The 17993-nt window shown below is 61.8% G+C and carries 20 protein-coding genes; 8 read left to right on the top strand and 12 right to left on the bottom strand.

All coding sequences use genetic code 11. The annotated features are described in order from the left end of the window. A partial coding sequence (locus BN1130_RS21065; RefSeq protein ID WP_052448281.1) for a hypothetical protein occupies positions 1-638 on the bottom strand: 638 nt, incomplete at its 3' end. A gap of 211 nt (positions 639-849) precedes the next feature. On the opposite strand from BN1130_RS21065, the gene BN1130_RS21060 reads away from it, so the two are divergent. Beyond that, a complete protein-coding gene (locus tag BN1130_RS21060) occupies positions 850-1164 on the top strand; it encodes a DUF1496 domain-containing protein (protein ID WP_042044388.1) in 315 nt (104 codons plus the stop codon). A gap of 328 nt (positions 1165-1492) precedes the next feature. Here BN1130_RS21060 and BN1130_RS21055 read toward each other — a convergent pair whose 3' ends face one another. Beyond that, positions 1493-2941: a catalase gene (locus tag BN1130_RS21055; protein ID WP_042044387.1), complete on the bottom strand. Its 1449-nt coding sequence runs from the start codon at positions 2939-2941 to the stop codon at positions 1493-1495. A 160-nt stretch (positions 2942-3101) separates the two neighbouring features. Here BN1130_RS21055 and BN1130_RS21050 point away from each other — a divergent pair, with 160 nt between their 5' ends. Both BN1130_RS21050 and BN1130_RS21045 read left to right on the top strand, forming a co-directional pair. Next, the gene (locus BN1130_RS21050; RefSeq protein ID WP_042044386.1) at positions 3102-3593 is read left to right on the top strand and encodes a GNAT family N-acetyltransferase; all 492 of its coding nucleotides are present in this window, start codon (positions 3102-3104) and stop codon (positions 3591-3593) included. After that, on the top strand, positions 3590-4447 hold the full coding sequence (locus BN1130_RS21045) for an AraC family transcriptional regulator (RefSeq protein WP_042044385.1): 858 nt from the start codon (positions 3590-3592) through the stop codon (positions 4445-4447). Before BN1130_RS21050 ends, BN1130_RS21045 begins: the two co-directional genes overlap by 4 nt. A 114-nt stretch (positions 4448-4561) precedes the next feature. On the opposite strand, the gene BN1130_RS21040 is transcribed toward BN1130_RS21045, so the two are convergent. Continuing rightward, a complete protein-coding gene (locus tag BN1130_RS21040) occupies positions 4562-5467 on the bottom strand; it encodes a DMT family transporter (RefSeq protein ID WP_042044384.1) in 906 nt (301 codons plus the stop codon). A 123-nt stretch (positions 5468-5590) separates the two neighbouring features. After that, positions 5591-6031, bottom strand: coding sequence for a DUF2214 family protein (locus BN1130_RS21035; RefSeq protein WP_042044383.1), 441 nt, complete (start codon positions 6029-6031; stop codon positions 5591-5593). A 102-nt stretch (positions 6032-6133) separates the two neighbouring features. Between BN1130_RS21035 and BN1130_RS21030 the strand changes: the two genes are divergently transcribed. Continuing rightward, complete coding sequence (locus tag BN1130_RS21030; protein ID WP_052448280.1) at positions 6134-7717, top strand: sensor domain-containing diguanylate cyclase; 1584 nt, start codon at positions 6134-6136, stop codon at positions 7715-7717. 104 nt (positions 7718-7821) lie between these two features. On the opposite strand, the gene BN1130_RS21025 is transcribed toward BN1130_RS21030, so the two are convergent. The 6 genes from BN1130_RS21025 to BN1130_RS21000 form a co-directional block, all read right to left on the bottom strand. Beyond that, entirely contained in the window at positions 7822-8493 is a 672-nt protein-coding gene (locus BN1130_RS21025) for an HAD family hydrolase (protein WP_042044381.1), read from the bottom strand. An 85-nt stretch (positions 8494-8578) separates the two neighbouring features. Then, the gene (locus BN1130_RS21020; RefSeq protein WP_042044380.1) at positions 8579-9586 is read right to left on the bottom strand and encodes an ABC transporter ATP-binding protein; all 1008 of its coding nucleotides are present in this window, start codon (positions 9584-9586) and stop codon (positions 8579-8581) included. Between the two features lie 6 nt (positions 9587-9592). Next, positions 9593-10369 (bottom strand): ABC transporter permease, encoded by a 777-nt coding sequence (locus BN1130_RS21015; protein WP_042044379.1) that lies wholly within the window; start codon positions 10367-10369, stop codon positions 9593-9595. Continuing rightward, complete coding sequence (locus BN1130_RS21010) at positions 10362-11261, bottom strand: ABC transporter permease (RefSeq protein ID WP_042044378.1); 900 nt, start codon at positions 11259-11261, stop codon at positions 10362-10364. The genes BN1130_RS21015 and BN1130_RS21010 overlap by 8 nt, the downstream gene beginning before the upstream one ends. Then, positions 11261-12094: an alkaline phosphatase family protein gene (locus BN1130_RS21005; protein WP_042044377.1), complete on the bottom strand. Its 834-nt coding sequence runs from the start codon at positions 12092-12094 to the stop codon at positions 11261-11263. The genes BN1130_RS21010 and BN1130_RS21005 overlap by 1 nt, the downstream gene beginning before the upstream one ends. 9 nt (positions 12095-12103) lie before the next feature. Next, positions 12104-13165 carry an ABC transporter substrate-binding protein gene (locus BN1130_RS21000; protein WP_042044376.1) on the bottom strand — a complete coding sequence of 354 codons (1062 nt, stop codon included), beginning with the start codon at positions 13163-13165 and terminating at the stop codon, positions 12104-12106. Between the two features lie 187 nt (positions 13166-13352). On the opposite strand from BN1130_RS21000, the gene BN1130_RS20995 reads away from it, so the two are divergent. After that, positions 13353-14078, top strand: coding sequence for a UTRA domain-containing protein (locus tag BN1130_RS20995; protein WP_198135321.1), 726 nt, complete (start codon positions 13353-13355; stop codon positions 14076-14078). Between the two features lie 57 nt (positions 14079-14135). Here the strand turns inward: BN1130_RS20995 and BN1130_RS20990 are convergent, their stop codons facing one another. After that, complete coding sequence (locus tag BN1130_RS20990) at positions 14136-14900, bottom strand: helix-turn-helix domain-containing protein (RefSeq protein WP_042044375.1); 765 nt, start codon at positions 14898-14900, stop codon at positions 14136-14138. 401 nt (positions 14901-15301) lie between these two features. Beyond that, positions 15302-16201, bottom strand: coding sequence for a LysR family transcriptional regulator (locus BN1130_RS20985; RefSeq protein ID WP_042044374.1), 900 nt, complete (start codon positions 16199-16201; stop codon positions 15302-15304). 257 nt (positions 16202-16458) lie between these two features. Between BN1130_RS20985 and BN1130_RS20980 the strand changes: the two genes are divergently transcribed. The 3 genes from BN1130_RS20980 to BN1130_RS20970 all read left to right on the top strand — a co-directional run bounded on the left by BN1130_RS20980 (position 16459) and on the right by BN1130_RS20970 (position 17985). Then, positions 16459-16791 (top strand): hypothetical protein, encoded by a 333-nt coding sequence (locus BN1130_RS20980; protein WP_042044373.1) that lies wholly within the window; start codon positions 16459-16461, stop codon positions 16789-16791. Between the two features lie 29 nt (positions 16792-16820). Beyond that, a complete protein-coding gene (locus BN1130_RS20975) occupies positions 16821-17507 on the top strand; it encodes a pirin family protein (protein WP_042044372.1) in 687 nt (228 codons plus the stop codon). Positions 17508-17592: 85 nt separating this feature from the next. Continuing rightward, on the top strand, positions 17593-17985 hold the full coding sequence (locus BN1130_RS20970) for a DoxX family protein (RefSeq protein WP_042044371.1): 393 nt from the start codon (positions 17593-17595) through the stop codon (positions 17983-17985). Positions 17986-17993: the final 8 nt, after the last annotated feature.

Below are 17993 nucleotides of genomic sequence, written 5' to 3'. Positions count from 1 at the left end.
TTGTTGGCGCTGTCGGTGACCGCCTTGGTCTGATCGCTGATGGCCTTGTTAGCACTGTCGGTGACCGCCTTGGTCTGATCACTGATGGCCTTGTTGGCGCTCTCTGTTACCGACTTGCTGGCACCCTGCACGGCACCATCGAGCGCCGCACTGGCGGAGCCGGTCATGGCCCCCTTGAGGGCATTTGCACTGGTATGCTGCCAGCCATCCATCTCGCTCGGCCAGCTTGGCGTCATCTGACCCAGTTGTTCGCCAAAGACCTCGACCACATCCCCCTTGAGCAGCTTGACCGCCATCTGGTTGGTGTCCGAGTTCCAGACCAGACCTGCCTTCTGAGCCATGTCGGGCACCGGGGTATAGCGGGATACCACATAGAAGAGCGGACCCTCTTGCTGCAGCTCGCCAGCGGTCTTGAGCAGGGCAACGGTGGTGTCATAGTTGGGGCCGAGCAGGGCCGTCATCCTGTCCTTGATGAGGGGCTGTTCGAACAGGTTGACCTCATTGGGATCGAAGCCAACCAGGGGTTTGAGGAGGGCCCACATCAGCTGGCTGGAGGGGCCCATCAGCAGCAGGGGGGCGACACAGGCGGATAACATCAGGCTCAGGCAAGCGGCCTTGAGGAAGGTCATGATACGCATTAGGAGAAAATCCAGATAACGATTTGATAACTAAGGTAATCTAGGCCTCGTCATGGCCAGGTTTCCAGGGGTTGTGGCGGCCACTTCCTGTACAGGCAAGCGGGGCGCTGGCAGGCTACCATAATGGTTCCGGAATACCAGCTGGCCCACTAGTTATTAATCAAGTTTTCCCCCGTTCTGGTCGCCTGCAAGGGGTAACCAAGGAGTCGTTATGAAATCAGTCGGCATCATGCTGGCCCTGTGGGGCCTGAGTACAGTGGCGGTGGCCGAGCCCTTGCGCCATTCGACCCGGGTGGGCACGGATCTGCTGCTGCCACTGGGCTCATTGCCGGAGCGAGTCTGCTGGTTTGCGGATCAGAAGTATTCCCTTGGCGCCCAGCTTGAGCAGGGGGGATCCTGGCTGGTCTGTGCCCCCATCAACAGTCAGGAGAGTAATGGCCCGCTGGCTTGGCGCTCCGTGCAACAGCAGCCGAGTGACGAGGCGCAACCCGATGCACAGATTGAGCGCATTCAGACCCCTCGCTGAGGCTTTTCTTGATCCAGTTAAAGACAGGGGCGGGATGGCTATCGCATAATGTGCCCTCGCTCACAATTGGCATGGGACCCAAGACTATGGCTCGTCGCTCTTCTAATATTCAACGTCGTCGCAATAGTTGGTGGTACAAACGCCTGTTGGTCAGGGAGCGGGAAGAGCGCGAAGCGCGGTCCGTTCGGGATTGAGACAGATTGATGAGAAACGGGAACCCCAGGGTTCCCGTTTTTTATTTATCTCTCGGTGGCATGGGCGCTGAATATTGGGCGTCATTGATGGAAGCGGGGCCTGCAGGCCCCGTTTTTACGTTGCTGCCTGCGGCTCAGCGTTGCAGGGCGGCCAGGGCCAGCTCGACCCGCTTGGCGTATTCGGGATCGGCCTGCTCGAAGTGCTTGAGCTGGGCCGCGACTATGGCGTCATCTTCCACATTGATGAGAGAGCGCGCCAGGTTGGCGGCGAGGCGAGCACGCTGCCCCTCGTCCATGATGCGGAACAGGTTGCCCGGCTGGCTGTAGTAGTCGCTGTCATGGTCACGGAAGTCATGGTGCAGGGCGGCCCCTTCCAGACTCAGGGCCGGTTCGTGCTGCTCGCTCGGTTGCTGGGTGCCGAAGCGGTTCGGCTGGTAGTTGGGGCTGGCGCCACCGTTGCTGTCGGAGCGCATGGCACCGTCACGATGGGCGCCGTGGTGGAACGGGCAGCGCGGGGCGTTGACCGGCAGCAGACCGTGATTGACGCCGAGGCGATAGCGCTGGGTATCACCGTAGGAGAACAGTCGACCCTGTAGCATGCGATCCGGCGAGAAGCCGATACCTGGCACCACGTTGGCCGGGGTGAAGGCCGCCTGCTCCACGTGGGCGAAGTAGTTGTCCGGGTTCTGGTTAAGCTCCAGTACGCCGACCGGGATCAGCGGGTAGTCCTTGTGCGGCCACACCTTGGTGAGGTCGAACGGGTGGATATGGTAAGTCTGGGCCTCGGCCTCCGGCATCACCTGCACATAGACCTTCCAGCGCGGGAAGTCCCCTTGCTCTATGGCGTTGAACAGATCCGCCTGGCTGCTCTCCCTATCCTGCCCGACGACATTGGCCGCCTCTTCATCTGTGTAGAAGCTGTGGCCCTGCTCTGTCTTGAAGTGGAACTTGACCCAGAAGCGTTCACCGGCCGAGTTGATAAAGCTGAAGGTATGGCTGCCGTAGCCGTTCATCTCCCGCAGGCTCTTGGGGATGCCGCGATCGCTGAACAAGATGGTGACCTGATGCAGGGATTCCGGGTGGCGTGACCAGAAGTCCCAGGCGGCGGTGGCGCTGCGCAGGTTGGTGCGCGGATCCCGCTTCTGGGTGTGGATGAAGTCGGGGAATTTCAGGGGATCGCGGATGAAGAAGACGGGGGTGTTGTTGCCCACCAGATCCCAGTTGCCCTGCTCGGTATAGAACTTGAGGGCGAAGCCGCGCACATCGCGCTCGGCATCGGCGGCGCCCTTCTCACCGGCCACTGTGGAGAAGCGCAGGAAGACAGGGGTCTGCTTGCCGACTGCGTTGAAGAGATCCGCCTTGCTGAACTGGCTGATGTCGTGGGTCAGGGTAAAGGTGCCGTAGGCGCCGGAGCCTTTAGCGTGAACCACTCGCTCGGGAATGCGCTCGCGGTCGAAGTGGGCGAGTTTCTCCATCAACCAGATGTCTTGCATCAGCACCGGGCCGCGGGGGCCGGCGGTGAGGCTGTTGTTGTTGTCGACGACGGGGGCACCGTTGGCGCTGTGCAGGGTCTTGTCAGTCATGGGGCATCTCCTTGTGATGATGGAGGCACGATACGGCAAGGGGCGCGAGCGGGGCCAATCGGTCAGTTCTAAGTGTTTGATAGGTGGCCCTAATGGAGTTGGCTACGGACACAAAGGGCGCTATTTTGGACGGACGTTCACGGATCAGGGAGGAGAGGGGATGGTTGAGATCAGGATTCGTCAGGCGGAGGCCGGGGATGCCCAGGGGCTGCGGGATCTCTATGCCATGCCAAAGGCTCAGGCAGGCACCCTGCAGATGCCCTATCCGACCCTGGCCATGTGGCAGCAACGGCTGGCCGAGCGTAGCGGCTACGGCCTGGTGGCCATAGTGGATGAGCTGCTGGTCGGCGATCTGGGGCTCTGGCTCGAGCCGAATCCACGTCGTCGCCATGTGGCTGGCATCGGCATGGGGGTCCGGGATGACTGGACAGGCCGCGGGGTGGGCTCGGCCCTGCTGGGGGCAGCGGTGGATCTGGCGGACAACTGGCTCAACCTGCAGCGGCTCGAGCTGACGGTCTACAGCGACAACACGGCCGCTATCGCACTCTACCGCAAGTTCGGCTTCGAGCAGGAAGGTTGCTCACCCGCCTATGCGTTTCGTGAAGGGCGCTTCGTCGATGCCCTGCATATGGGGCGGGTCCGTCTGTCATGATCGACTATCGCGAGCGCCTGATCCCCGTGCTGCGGGCGCTGGAGCAGGAGCCGGATCTCTCCATCGAGGAGCTGGCGAGCCGCGCCTGCCTCTCCCTCTATCACTTCCACCGGGTCTTCACCGCCGTGGTGGGGGAGGCGCCGGGGGAGATGTGCCGGCGGCTGCGGATGCAGCGGGCGGCCTGGCAGCTCTGCTACACAGACGCCAGCGTCACCGCCATCGCTCTGGGGGCGGGTCTGGCCAGCTCCCAGGCCTTTGCCAAGGCGTTTCGCCGTCACTATGGCTGCACCCCGGGGGAGTTTCGCCGTGACAAGGGCAAGAACGGACACCATGAGCGCAAGGATGGACACGCATGGGATGCCCCCCTCCCTTATGCTGAAGGCCACTCATCAGCAAGGAGCAACACCATGAAAACCGTCGAGATGGATGCCCGCACCCTGGCCTATATCCGGGTCACAGGCCCCTATGGCGAAGGCTATGACGCCGTCTGTAACCGCCTGCACCAGTGGGCCGCGCCCCGCGCACTGGAAGGGGGGGAGTGGATCTTCATCTACCATGACAACCCGCAAGTGACGCCGCCGGCCCAGTGTCGCACCGACATAGGTGTCACGGTGCCGGTGGGGACCCAGGGGACGGGGGAGGTGGAAACCCAGCTCATCCCCGCCGGGCGCTACGCCCAGTCCCGCTACCTCATCACGGATCGCAACCAGTACGGGCCGTTGTGGCAGGAGCACATAGGCGACATAGTGTCCGCCGGGCTGGAGTTTGGCAGCGGCCCCTGTTTCGAGCTCTATCACAGCGTGAGCAACGATCCCCTGCGCGACGATGTCAGCTTCTGCTCCAGCGTGCGATAGCGTGCGATAAGGGGGCGGCAATAAAACGAGGCGCCCAAAGGCGCCTCGTTTTATTGGGGGGGCCATCCCGTCGGCACCTTCTTTCCCGCGCCACCGATCAGCATGCCGCCCGTATCAGGGCTGGCTGGGCACCTTGTCCCGGCGGGATTTCCACCACCAGCGCAGTCTGATCTGGGAGAGAAGCATACCGATCAGCATCAGGATGCAGCCGATGACGGCGCGTTCATCGAGGATCTCGCCGAGCAGCAGCACACCACCGATGGCGGCGAATACTGTCTCCAGGCTGAGAATGATGGCGGCGTGGGCCGGATGGGCACCGCGCTGGCCGACCACCTGCAAGGTGTAGCCGATGCCGACCGAGACCAGCCCCGCGTAGAGCAGGGCCTGCCAGCCCGCCACGGCACCGCTCAGGGTCGGGGTTTCGATGACGAAAGCCGTGCCAAGACTGAGCAGGCCACACACCACGAATTGCACCCCGGCCAGGCGGATAGGGGCGACCCGGTTCGAGTAGTGATCCAGCACCAGCAGGTGAATGGCCCAGAACAGGGCACCGATCACCTGCAGCAGGTCGCCATAGCCGATGGTGAAATCATCGGTCACGCTGAGCACATAGAGCCCGACCATGGCGATGAGGGCGCCGACCCAGGTGTTGGCCCCCGTCTTGTGGCGCAGCGCCAAGCCGAGCACCGGCACCAATATGATGTAGAGACCGGTGATGAAGCCTGCCTTGGCGGCCGTGGTATAGAGCAGCCCCACCTGTTGCAGGGAGGCGGCGCAAAACAGCACGCCCCCCGCCAGGGTGCCGCCGATCAGCAGCAGGCGCGGGTTATCCTCAGCGCGAGGTTGCGTCGGTTGACGGGATTTTAGCCACCAGAGCAGGGGCAGGAGCGAGAGGGCCCCGAGCAGGAAGCGCAGGCCATTGAAGGTGTAAGGCCCCATGTGATCCATTCCCAGCCGCTGGGCGACGAAGCCCAGCCCCCAGATGGCGGCGGCCATCAGCAACATCATGTTAGAACGCATAAGGTTTCATCCCTGAAATCAAAAAGTTGAACTTCCTTCCTGTGCCACCATACCGACAGCCATGGCGTTTGTCTTGGCCGAGCTCAGACAGGCCCCTGTGACTGGCTGCGAGTATTGAATGGGTCAGGAGCTGGAGCTATGGGCCAGCAGCGGGATCAGCATCAGCAGCAGCAGGTCGATGCGCAGTATCCAGATCACCCACAGCTGCTGTTGCGTCGACACCATGGGAGCCCTGCCCCGCCGCAGGGATTGGCGCCAGCGATAGAAGAGGCGGCTCGGATAGCCGAAACTCAGCGCCATCAGCATGAAGAGCACCAGTTTGAGCCGGTAGCTGGGCAATTGCAGCAGTGCGATCGGGCCCTGAGGCTCTGCGTAGAGTTGCATCAGGCCACTGATGAACAGCAGCAGCAGGGCCAGCGCCGCCAGACCATCGGCGATCAGCAACTTGCGCACCTGCTCGATGGACATGCCGCGCCTGAACAGAAAATACTCGGAGGTGAGGGCGCCGGTGAGCAGGATCAGGGCGCAAAAATGCACCGCGATCCAGTTGTCGTGAGTCAGCATGGCAGCGCAGGTTGTGGGTCAGTGCACATCTCTCTCTTCCTTTGGACGCCGTCGTGACGGGCTGTTAATCTGGCTCAAATGTCCCTGTCACCGGAGTCAAGCTTGAGCAAGTCTCCTACCACCAAAAAGCACTGGTCTCTGGTGAGCCGCATGCGGCTGGGCCTGCTTGTGCTCTTTATTCCCGTGCTGGTGTTGGGGGGCATTTACTATCTGCACATGGCCCGTAGCCTGCAACAGGAGCTGGAGCAGCGGCTCAGCGCCAATAACAGCCAGCTGCGTGAGAGCCTGGTTGAGCCCTACCTGGCCGAGCTGGAACGACAGTTTACCCTTATCTATGACCAAGTGAAGGCCGGGGATGTCGGCGGCAGTGAACTCGGCAACACCCACAGCTACCGCCATGACTGGCAGCTCTACAAGGGGCTGGCCTCGGATATTATCGCCATCTACCTCGGCACCGAGCGGCGCCTGGTGCTCAGCTACCCGGACTGGGATCACAACCCGGCCTATGATCCCCGTACCCGGCCCTGGTATCAACTGGCCTTGGCGCACCCGGGGCAGCGGGTCTGGACCGAGCCCTATTACGATTACACCACGGGGAATTTGCTGATCTCCATCGCAAAGACGCTCACCGACGAGCAGGGCAAGATCCTGGGTGTCTTTGCAATCGACTCCCAGTTGCAGCCCCTCTCACTCCTGCTCAATCGGCCCGGTGAAGATGGCTATCAGAGCATCATCAGTGCCTCGGGTCGCCAGCTGGCCCACCCTGATCCCAAGCAGCTGTTCAAGATGATGCCCCATCCCGGTTGGCTCAGGCGCTTTACCGACGACAGGGGGCTCTTCTTCGACGAAGAAAATCGCCAGTTTGTCTCCTACAGCCACTTGCCGGAGCAGGGGTGGGTGCTGGTCAGTGTCAAGCCTGCGGCCAGCCTGAATCAGACGGTGGCCCGCGCCTCCCTCAACGTGCAGCTCATGGTGGTACTGGCCTCCGTGCTCTATCTGGTACTGGCCATCGTCTGGACCCGCTATTTCAGGCGCATGCTCAACGAGATTGCCCGGATGATCCGCTACAGCCGCCATGATCCCTCTGCGACCCAGGTGGGCAGCATACAGGAGCTGAAACATATCTATGCCGAGCTGGCCGCAACCAGTCAGGATCTTCATGAAGTACGCCAGCTGGCGAACCTCGACAAGCTGACCGGCCTCTACAACCGCCGTTTCTTCGATGACCAGTTGGCTGAATTGCTGAGCGAGAGGGAGCCCTTCTTCCTCGCCATGTTCGACCTCGACGACTTCAAAGGGGTCAACGACACCTTTGGCCACCACACCGGGGACATGGTGCTCAAGCGGGTTGCCACCCTGGCCATGGAGCAGTTGGGCGAGCGGGGCTGGGTCTGTCGCTATGGTGGCGAGGAGCTGGTGGCCCTGCTGACGGGGGAGGATCAGCGCATGATCTTCGCCCTGCTCGACGAGTTTCGTGAGCGGGTAGCCAGCCTGACGTGGCGTGAACCCGGGCTGCGGGTCACCCTGAGCGGCGGGCTGGTGGCCAGTGGCCAGGCCCGGGAGGCCAAGGAGTTGATCGTCGCGGCGGATGCCGAGGTCTATCGCGCCAAGCGGGCGGGCAAGAATCGCTGCTATCAAGCGGGAGAGCCGGCCTCTGACCCCGACCCCCTGCTCAGGCAGGTATAGTCAGGGCCTGGCTGTTTTCGCCGGCTGCTGGATGGAAAAAGGAGAGGAGAGCACTGGCCTCCTCTCCTTTTTATGGGGCGTCAGGCTGTCTCGGCCCCTGGCCGTTACGGCACCCTTGTCTCGGCGAGTTGCCACTGCAGGCAGGGCCAACCCGCCTGCTCGGCGGCTTGGCGAAGGCGGGGGGCGGGATTGACCGCATGGGGATGGGGCACGGCTTGCAGCAGCGGCAGATCGTTGTGGGAGTCGCTGTAACCAAAACTCTCCTGCCAGGGATCGTCAAGCCCGCCAAACAGCTGGTTGATGCGCGCCACCTTGCCCTCCCGAAAGCTCAGGGTACCCCGGGTCTGGCCGGTCAGCAGGCCTTCCTCTTCGTCGAGCAGGATGGCGATGCAGTGATCCATGCCCAACATGCGCGCCATGGGGGCGACCAGATGCTCGCCAGAGGCGGAGATCAGCACCAGGGTATCCCCCTGTTTTCGATGCCAGTCGATGCGGGCCAGCCCCTCCGGATAGATCCGCTCGCGCAACACTTGCTCGGCAAAGTGCTGGCACTGGCCATCGAGCCAGACTCTGGATTTGCCCGCCAGGGGTTGCAGGGTGAAGGCCATGTATTGGTGCATGTCCAGCTTGCCCTGATGGTAGAGGGACATCATGGCCTGCTCCTCGGCCACCATGCTCACCGGGGCCAGCTCCTGGGCCACCATGTACTCCAGCCAGAGGCTGGCGGAATCCCCGGCAATCAGGGTCTCATCCAAATCAAACAGTGCCAGTGCCATCTCGGCTCCTTGCTATGAATACGGGGGGCTGGCGGGGCGGCACCCTGGCCGCGCCACCGCTGAAAAGAGCATGCAAACCCTCGGCTTATGCTACCTCACACAGCTGATCCCGGGCCACCGCCAGGGTGACGGCGCTGCCGACCGGCAGCAGATCCCGGGCCGAGCGGTTGAGGACGTCCACCGTCAGCAACCCGGCCTCGCACGCCACCTGATAGCGGATGATGTTGCCGAGCAACTGCTGGTGGCGTATCACTCCCGGCAGATGGGGCTCGGGAGGGCAGGCCTCCTGAGGCAATAGCGCAATGGCCTCGGGACGCAGTGCCAGCTTGGTGCTGCGTGTTCCCCCCAGCCACTTGTTGGCCTGTTCGGGGGCCAGCAGGTTGTAATGGCCGATAAAGCTCGCCACGAACTCATCGGCGGGTTGGGTGTAGATCTGCTCAGGCGTGCCGCTCTGGACGATGGATCCCTTGTTCATCAGGAACACTCGATCCGACAGGGTGAGCGCCTCCTCCTGATCGTGGGTGACGAAGATGGTGGTGAGCTCGAGGCGCTGCTGGATCTCGCGGATCTGCTGGCGCAGGCTGCGGCGGATGCGGGCATCCAGCGCCGAGAGCGGCTCGTCCAGCAGCAGGATCCGTGGCCGCACTACCAAGGCGCGCGCCAGTGCCACCCGCTGGCGCTGACCGCCGGAGAGCTCCCCCGGATAGCGGCGCTCGAAGCCGTCCAGCTCCACCAGCGCCAGAGCCTCCTGCACGCTGGCCGCCAGCTCCCGTCCCGGCTGGGGCTTCATCTTGAGGCCGAAGGCGACGTTGTCCCACACCGTCATGTTGGGGAAGAGCGCATAGCTCTGGAACACCATGCCGATGCCCCGCTTCTGGGGCGCCTGCCAGGTGATATCTTCCCCGGCCACCCGCACCTGACCGCCATCCACCGGGGTGAGCCCGGCCAGCGCCCGCAGCAGGGTGGACTTGCCACAGCCGGAGGGGCCGAGCAGGGTCACCAGCTCCCCCTTGCGGATGCCGAATTCGATCCCCTCGAACACCTTGGTGTCGCCGTAGGATTTGTGCAACTGATTGACTTCTAAATGAAACATCTTGGATCACCGATGAAATCTGTTGGCCGCCCAGGTGAGCAGCAGGGTCAGCAGGAAGTAGCTCATCACCAGCGCGCTGGTGAAGTGGCCCGAGGTGGACCTCATGTTGTAGAGGTAGACCTGCAGGGTCTCGTAGCGGGTGCCCACCAGCATGTTGGCAAACACGAACTCGCCGAGCAGGAAGGAGAGGGAGAGAAACAGCGCCGCCAGCAGCCCCTTGCGCAGGCAGGGGATCACCACCAGCAGAAAGGCGCGGCCACTGCTTGCCCCCAGCAGGTGGGCAGCATCCATCAGATCTCTGAGCGGCACCCCTTGCAGGCTGTTGGCCAGCGCCCGGTACATGAAGGGCAACACCACGGTGAACCAGGTGCCGATCAGGATCCACGGCGTGCCGATAATGGGCAGCGGGCCGTCGGCGTAGATCTGCAACAACCCTACCGAGGAGACCACGGGCGGCACCGCGAAGGGGAGCAGGATCAGCAAGTTCATCCAGGGATCCAGTCTGGGGAAGTAGTAGGCCACCACCAGCACGGTTGGCACCAGCACCAAAGTCCCTAGCAGCAGGGTGGCGAAGCAGACCAGCAGGCTGCGGCCAAAGGCCGCGAGAAAGCGCGGATCCCCCCACAGCTTGAGATACCAGTCGAGGGTGAAGCCGTCCGGCAGCAGGGTCGCTCCCCAGCGGGTGGAGATGGAGTAGAGAAAAGTCGCCAGCAGCGGCAGCAGCAGGGTGGCGACCAGGGCCCCCAGCACCCAGCGCGGCCAGCGCGGCGTCAAATCATGCATGAGATTGCCCCCTGTTCACGTAGCTCTTTTTCAGCAGCCACTGGTTGGCGGCCGTCACCACCCCCAGCAGCACCATCAGGATCACCGCCAGCGCCGCCGCCAGATTGGGCTCGAGGAAGATGTCGCCGGAGACCAGGCTCGCCACCCGTATGGTCACCAGATTGAAGTTGCCTGTGGTGAGGGCGTAGGCGGAGGCATAGGCCCCCACCGCATTGGCAAACAGAATGATCAGGGTGCCGAGCAGGGCGGGGGTGAGCACCGGCAGCGCCACGTGCCACACATACTGCCTCTTGCTGGCGCCAAGCAGGGCGGCGGCCTGGGGCCACTCATCCTGCAGGGCATCGAAGGCCGGGTAGAGCAGCAGCAGGGCGAGGGGGATCTGGAAATAGGTGTAGATGAGGATGAGGCCAGCCCCGGAGTAGAGGTTGAAGCCGTCGATCAATCCCCAGGATTTGAGCAGCAGGGTGACCGCGCCGTTGATGCCGAGAATGATGATGAAGGCGAACGCCAGGGGCACGCCGCTGAAGTTGCCGGTCATGGTGACAAAGGCCAGCAGCAGCCGCTTGACCCGCTCGCCGCTGTGGCGCAGTGCGGCCGCCCCCAGGGTGCCGATGGCGAGCCCTCCTAGACTGGCGATGCCGGCGATGCGCAATGAGTTGGTGAAGGATTGCAGATAGAAGGGGGAACTCAAAATCTCCCGATAGTAGTCGAGGCCCCAACCATCCGGGGTCTGGAAACTGCCCACCAGCACCCACACCATGGGGGCGAGCTGGAACAGTATCATCAAGAGGACAAATGGGAGCAGCACTAGCGCGGGCAGCCAGTGGCGGCGCGCCTGGCGCCGGGTTGCTGCGGGTTGATCCAGCAGGATCTCGGTGGTTGCAGGCATCATCAGTGCACCTCGCGCATAAAGGCCGCCTTGAGCAGCGGGGGCGCTGCCGACTTGTCGTGAGGAATGCCCAGCAGGTCGGCCATCAGGGCGCAGAGCTGGGTCTGGGCGATCACCACCCCATCCGGCCAGCGCTCGACGAAGGAATCACCAAACAGCCAGAGCGGCACGGTGCGCTCCTCGGGCAGGGTGCCGCCGTGGCTGAGATCCTCGTTCATGCCGTGATCCGAGGTGATCACCACCTGATACCCCTCTGCCAGCCACTGGGGCAGCAGATCGGCCAGCAGGCTGTCCATCCGGCGCGCCTGATTGCGGTACTGGCGTGAATCCAGGCCAAACTTGTGGCCGGCGTCATCCACCCCCATGGGGTGGATCAGCAGAAAATCGGGATCATGTTGGGTTCTGAGCCACTCGCCATCCATCAGCAGATGGCTGTCGGGGTAGTTGTCATCCCAGTAGAAGCAGCCGTGCTGGATGGGCAGTTGCTCGTCATGGGTATAGCGATCCCGGGCAGCCAGCCAGGGGCTGCGGTTGTAGAGTTCGCTCACCCAGTAATAGGCCGCCGCTGCTGTGCCTTTGCCCGCCGCGCGGGCCAGATGGAAGATGGAGTCATGCAGACTGAGGCGACTCACCCCGTTGTGGGTGATGCCGCTCGCCACCGGCGGCACGCCGGTCAGGATGCACTCGTAGAGGGGCCGGGAGAGGGAGGGCAAGGCAGAGCTCAGGGTCGTATGCAGGCCGCGCCCCGCCTCCACCATGCCGAAAAGGTAGCCCATGCAATGGGCTACCTCGGCTGCCAGGCCATCCACAAGTACCACTATCACCTTGTGTTGCACTGGATTTCCTTACTGCATGTTGATCATGACGGTTTCTTGCCACTGGCGCGGCAGGGCCTTGGAGCTCTGCTCCCAGGCTGCATGATCCTGCACCGGCTTGGCATTGGCATACTGCTCGGCTGGCAGCAGCTTGGCCTTGACGTCATCCGGCAGGGTCACATTGCTGCGGATGGGGCGGGCGTAGCCACGGGCCAGGTTGATTTGACCGGCATCGGAGAGGATGTATTCACGGGCCAGCTTGGCGGCGTTGGGGTTCTTGGCCCACTTGTTGATGATGGTGGTGTAACCGGCGATGACGGAGCCGTCGCTCGGGATCACCACCTCAAACTTGTTGGGGTCGATCTGGTCGCGGTAGTTCAGGGCGTTGAAGTCCCACAGCACCCCCACCTCCACTTCGCCCTTCTCGATGTTGGCGATGGTCGGGTCGTTCAGGGAGAGGCGACCCTGCTTGGCCAGCTGGCCGAACAGATCCAGCGCAGGCTTGAGGTTCTTCTCGCTGCCGCCGGTGGCATAGGCCGCCGCCAGCACGCCGTTGTTGGCCTGGGAGGCCACGCCCACGTCACCCAGGGTCACCTTGTAGTCGCCACCCAGCAGGGATTGCCAGCTGGTGGGGGCGGCCTTGACCAGATCCTTGTTGATCAGGAAGGCGATGGTGCCGGTATAGGCCAGCATCCAGTGACCGTCCGCATCCTTGGCCCAGTTGGGAATGTCTGCCCAGGTGGAGGGTTTGTAGGGCTGGGTGACCCCCTGCTTGACCGCGACCGGGCCGAAGGCGCCGCCCACGTCGCCGATATCGGCGGTGGCGTTGGCCTTCTCGGCGGCGAACTTGGCGATCTCCTGCGCCGAGCTCATGTCGGTATCCTGATGCTTGATGCCGTAGATGCTGCCCAGCTGCTGCCAGGTATCCTTCCAGTTCGCCCAGCTGTCGGGCATGCCGATGCTGTGGAGCTGGCCTTCGCCACGGGCGGCCTTTTCCAGATCCGCGATATTGTCGGCGGCATAGCTATTGGTTGCAAAAAACGGCTGACTGATGGCCGCGATGGCCAGTGCACTTGCGATCAAGGTTTTCATCATCCCATCCCTCTGGACTAGGTCAGTTAAGGTTCGAGGACGATGCTAGGGGGGGAATGTGACGGTGGCGGGGCGCTTTTGTGGCGATTGGATGACATTTTCTTGCCTGAGCCACTGTCATGGCAGCTTCATCTGGGCGGGATATAAGCGTGGCATTCGATTCGTTGGACTATGCCAGGACAGGCTCGTGACCAGACCGCTCACCAAGAGTGAACAAATTTGCCAGACGCTGCACCGCTACATCGCGAGTGGGCAACTGACGGCGGGCCAGCAATTGCCCGCCGAGCGAGCCTTGAGCGAGCGTTTCGCCACCACCCGCATCACGGTCAAGGAGGCGCTCTCGACCCTGGAGGCCGAGGGGATCATCTACCGGGCCGAGCGGCGCGGCTGGTTCGTGGCGCCCCCCAGGCTCGTCTATGACCCGGTTCGTCACACCCACTTTCATCAGTGGATCGCCGAGCAGCAGCGCAGCGCCGAGACCCGCTTGCTCGGTCAGGGCAGCGAACTGGCCAGCAGCGATCTCTGTCGCTGGATGGCCATCACCCCCTTCACCCCACTGTTCGGGATCCGCCGTCAGCGCCTCATCGATGGCCGCCCCGTGCTCCACGTCAGCCATCATCTGCTGGCAACCCGTTTTCCTGGTATCGAGAGTCAACCGCTGGCGGGGTCGCTCACCGAGCTCTATCTGCGCGAATATGGCATGGGGCAGGGGGGCGCACGGCTGGAGGTGACACCGGTGGCGGCACGGGGAGAGATTGCGCGGGTGCTCAACCTGGCCCAGGGCAGCCCCGTGCTGCGGTTGGTGCGGGTCAACTATGACCAGGCGGGCGCCTTGATCGACTGTGATATAGAGCACTGGCGTCCCGATGCAATCTGCATCGCGCTGGATACCCGTCCTGTCCGCCATGGCTGAACGCTGGCGTTTGAGGGAAATAGACCTCCCCCCGCAGGGAGAGGTCTGCGCTAAGCCTCATCCGTCGATGTTGGGGATGAGATCGTCGAAGCTCTGGTAACCGCAGTCCGCCAGCTGCAGCGACATGGTGTAGGTCTTGGTGTCTTCCCGCTGGCCGATGGCGGGGCGGTTGAGCTTGAGCTCCTGATGCCAGTACTCCTTCATCCGCTCGATCAGGGCGAACGCCTCGCTCTCGTCCAGATGCAGCTGACAGAGCGCCATGTAGTTGTTCTGTTTGTGCATGTTTTCCACCAGATAGTCGCCAAGCACAGACATGGCCTGGCGTGCCTGCTGGCGGGCGAAGCGGCTGTGCTGCTCGAAGTTGATCCGCTCGCTGATGAGAAAATGGAAGCTGTTGTCGATGCCGAGCTGCAGGATGCCGAGCTTCTCCAGCTTGCGCAGATAGAGGTAGCAGGAGGCATCGGTCAGGCCGTACTCCCGCTTCAGGTCGATGAGGGTCTTGTCACGCCAGAAGATGTTGGCGAGGAAGGCGTAGAGGCCGGGCTCGTTGTGGAAGGACTCATCTTGTTCCTGGGTGAAGACGGCGCGGCGGCTCTGGGCCTCCTGAGTGCGTTCGAGCAGCTCCTCGAATGACAGACCCACCAGATGGCAGATCTCCAACAGGGTATCAAAGGGCAGTGATGGCTTGTTCATCATCCGTTTGATGGTCGCGATGGAGACATTCATCGCCTCCGCCAGGGTCTGATAACGGATCCCCTTGTCGATCAGCGTCTTCTTGAGGGTGTCGAGAATGTTAATGGCCAGGGTCTGGCTATAGGTCATGCGTCATTCCTTTATGTGCATTTGATGAACCGCCAAAAAGTGTACCTTTTCCATGGTTCGGGCTCAGATATTGACACTTTAAAAAACCAGGAGAAAGCAAGCGGCCGAAATAAGCGGGATGATCTGACCAGTTTGGGGCAAAGGTTGCAGAAAATGACACCGGGCGGTGCACATCCTTCAACTCTGCAACATAGTGCTGGCGAGGAATAACAGTTCGCGCATAATCGAACACGAATCGAATTCGAGACTTTCCTGGTTGCGAAATCGATTGTTTGCTTCCAATTTAAGGGTTTTTTTAAACCGAAAGGTTTTTATTCTTTCCTGGCAAATTGAGCGGATCCCGTCAGGGTTCCGCTTTTTTCTTTTCCCCTAATTTGCCCCTGGCGTCAAGTTGTGACGCATTACGCCTTGGCCACAAACAGCTTGGGGATCTCCCGCACCAGCCAGCTCTTGGCCTTGCCCATGCTGTCCCGCCGCCACGCCAGCACGACCTGGAGCTGGTGACGGTACTCCGGACCGATCACCTTGAGGCGCCCCGTCTTGATATCCTCTTCAATCCAGCTCAGCGGCATGGTGCCGACCCCGATCCCGGCCAACAGGGCATCGCGCTTCTCGGCCATGGTGCTGACGGTGAGTCTGGGTTGCTTGTCGAGCAGGCGATAGGTGAGGGCGGGCTTGCGCCGCGCCGAGTCGGCGATGGCAATGGCGCGGTAGCGGCGCAGGGTCTCGTCCGCCAGGGGCTCCGGCTCCTGATGCAGCGGGTGATCCGGGTGGGCGACGTAGAGCATCACTTCCTCTTGCAGCAGTTGGTGTTTGATGCCGGTCAGCATGAGATCGGGATTGAGGGAAGAGATAAGCAGATCGGCGCGGCCATCCTCCAGCGCCTCCCAACTCCCCGCCAAGACCTCGGCCCGCAGTCGCAAGCGGGTATCGGTCAGCTCGGCCAGGCGCTCCACCAGAGGGAATAACCTCTGCACCGGCATCAGGGCATCCACGGCGATGGTGATGTCGGTCTCCCACCCCCGCGCCAGGGCACGGGTCTCCCCCACCAGATGCTCGGCCGCCTGCAATAGCAAGCGACCCTGCTCCAGCAGCATGCGACCGGCCGGAGTGAACCTGGTTCTATGGCCGCTGCGGTCAAACAGCATGGCATCCAGTTCATCTTCCAGTTTTTGCACCGTGTAGCTCAGTGCCGAGGGTACCTTGCCCAACTCCTCCGCGGCGGCGGCGAAGCTGCCCCGTCTCTCTATGGCATCCAGCACCCGAATGGCTTCCAGGGTCAGTGCGCGCTCTTTGCTCATGGGTAACCTTCAAATATTTTGAATATGATAGCCAGATTATCTCGCTAACAACTTAAGCCATGCAGGTTTAATATTCAATCATCGCTTGAGCAGGATGGCTCAGTGGCCAAATAAGTGCAGTTCCAGGCTGTGACCCCTTCAAAATGAGGTGGTCAGCTTTCAGTAAAAGAACAACATAATATTTGACGTAGTCTCTTGCATGGAGGCATTGGCCCAGGCCTGACGGCCTATCAATGACATAAAAATCCAAGAGAGAATTGAACATGAAAAACGTAATCAAGATGTTGGCCGTTGCAGGCCTGATGAGTTCCGGTCTGGCCCAGGCCAGCGTGCCAGCTGATTTCAGCGCCACCCCGGGCTCCCTGCTCGTCAACTGGCAAGCCAGCGCTGTCATCGACGGCAAGTCCAACCCCATGCTGGAGGTGCGTGACGAGTCCGGCGATCTGCTGGCCTCTGTCCATGCCGATCTGATGGGCACCCAGCGGGTCAAACTGCCGAGTCGCACCCAGGGCAACCTGACGGTGAGCCTGGGTGACGAGTCCAGTGAGTACCGGATCCCCTTCGGTCTGGGTGACGGTCGCCAGCGTTAACCACAGCTTTATAGCGTAAGGAGCACACCATGATGCAATTGAGAGCCGCAGCAGATCGAGGTCACGCCAATTTTGGCTGGCTCGATACTCACCACAGTTTTTCCTTCGGTCACTACTACGACCCGGAGTGGATGGGGCACTCAGCCTTGCGGGTTATCAACGACGACATGGTGGCAGCGGGTGGCGGTTTCGCCACCCACCCTCACGCCAACATGGAGATCCTGACCTGTGTGCTCAAGGGCACCATAGAACACAGGGACAGCCTGGGTCATGCCGAGCAGATCCCGGCTGGGGATTTCCAGTTGATGAGTGCGGGTTCAGGTATTCGCCACAGCGAGTACAACCCCTCTCAGAGTGAACCGCTGCAACTGCTGCAGATCTGGATAGAGCCGAACGAGTTCGGTACGACCCCCGGTTATCAGCAGAAGCGGATAGAAAACCAGCCAGGCATGACGTTGGTGGCATCGCCGGATGGCGAGGCCGGATCCTTCAGCATTCGCCAGCAGGCCCGGGTATGGCGACTGCAACTCGCCGAAGGGGAGACCCTCAAATGGGCATTGCAAGGGCGTCATGGTTACCTGCATATGATTTCAGGGAGCTTGACCGCGAACGGTCTGGCGGCCCAGCCTGGCGACGGGGTACTCAGTCGTGATGAAGATAACTGGACACTGAGCGCCTCCCAAGGGAGCGAGGCTCTGTTGTTTGATCTGCCTTGATAAATAAATCTCGGCGAAATGAATGAGTTAGTAAATCGGTCTTACACTATTAACACTGTGAATTGGTAATCAAAGGAATCTGAAGATGGACAAGATGAGAGATGTGGCACTGCTGGTTGGTCGTATTCTGCTGGCCCTGATGTTTGTGGTCGCAGGCTGGGGCAAGATCGGCGGCTACGCTGGCACCCAAGGTTATATGGAGGCCATGGGAGTGCCCGGTGCCCTGCTGCCCCTGGTGATCCTGCTGGAGCTGGGCGGTGGTCTCGCCATCATGCTGGGCCTCTTTACCCGTAGCATCGCCGTGCTGATGGCCGGCTTTACCCTGATGGCGGCCTTCCTCTTCCATTACCAGCCTGCGGAGCAGATGCAGATGTTGATGTTTATGAAGAACGTTTCAGTGGCTGGTGGCTTCCTGGCCCTGGCGGCAGCGGGTGCCGGTGCCTTCAGTGTGGATGGCCGTTTGGGCAAGTGCTGGTAATACCCTGA

The organism is Aeromonas rivuli, assembly GCF_000820045.1.
GTDB lineage: Bacteria > Pseudomonadota > Gammaproteobacteria > Enterobacterales > Aeromonadaceae > Aeromonas > Aeromonas rivuli.
The sequence above is the reverse complement of the archived record's forward strand: the minus strand, read 5'-3'. Positions and strand labels throughout refer to the sequence as shown.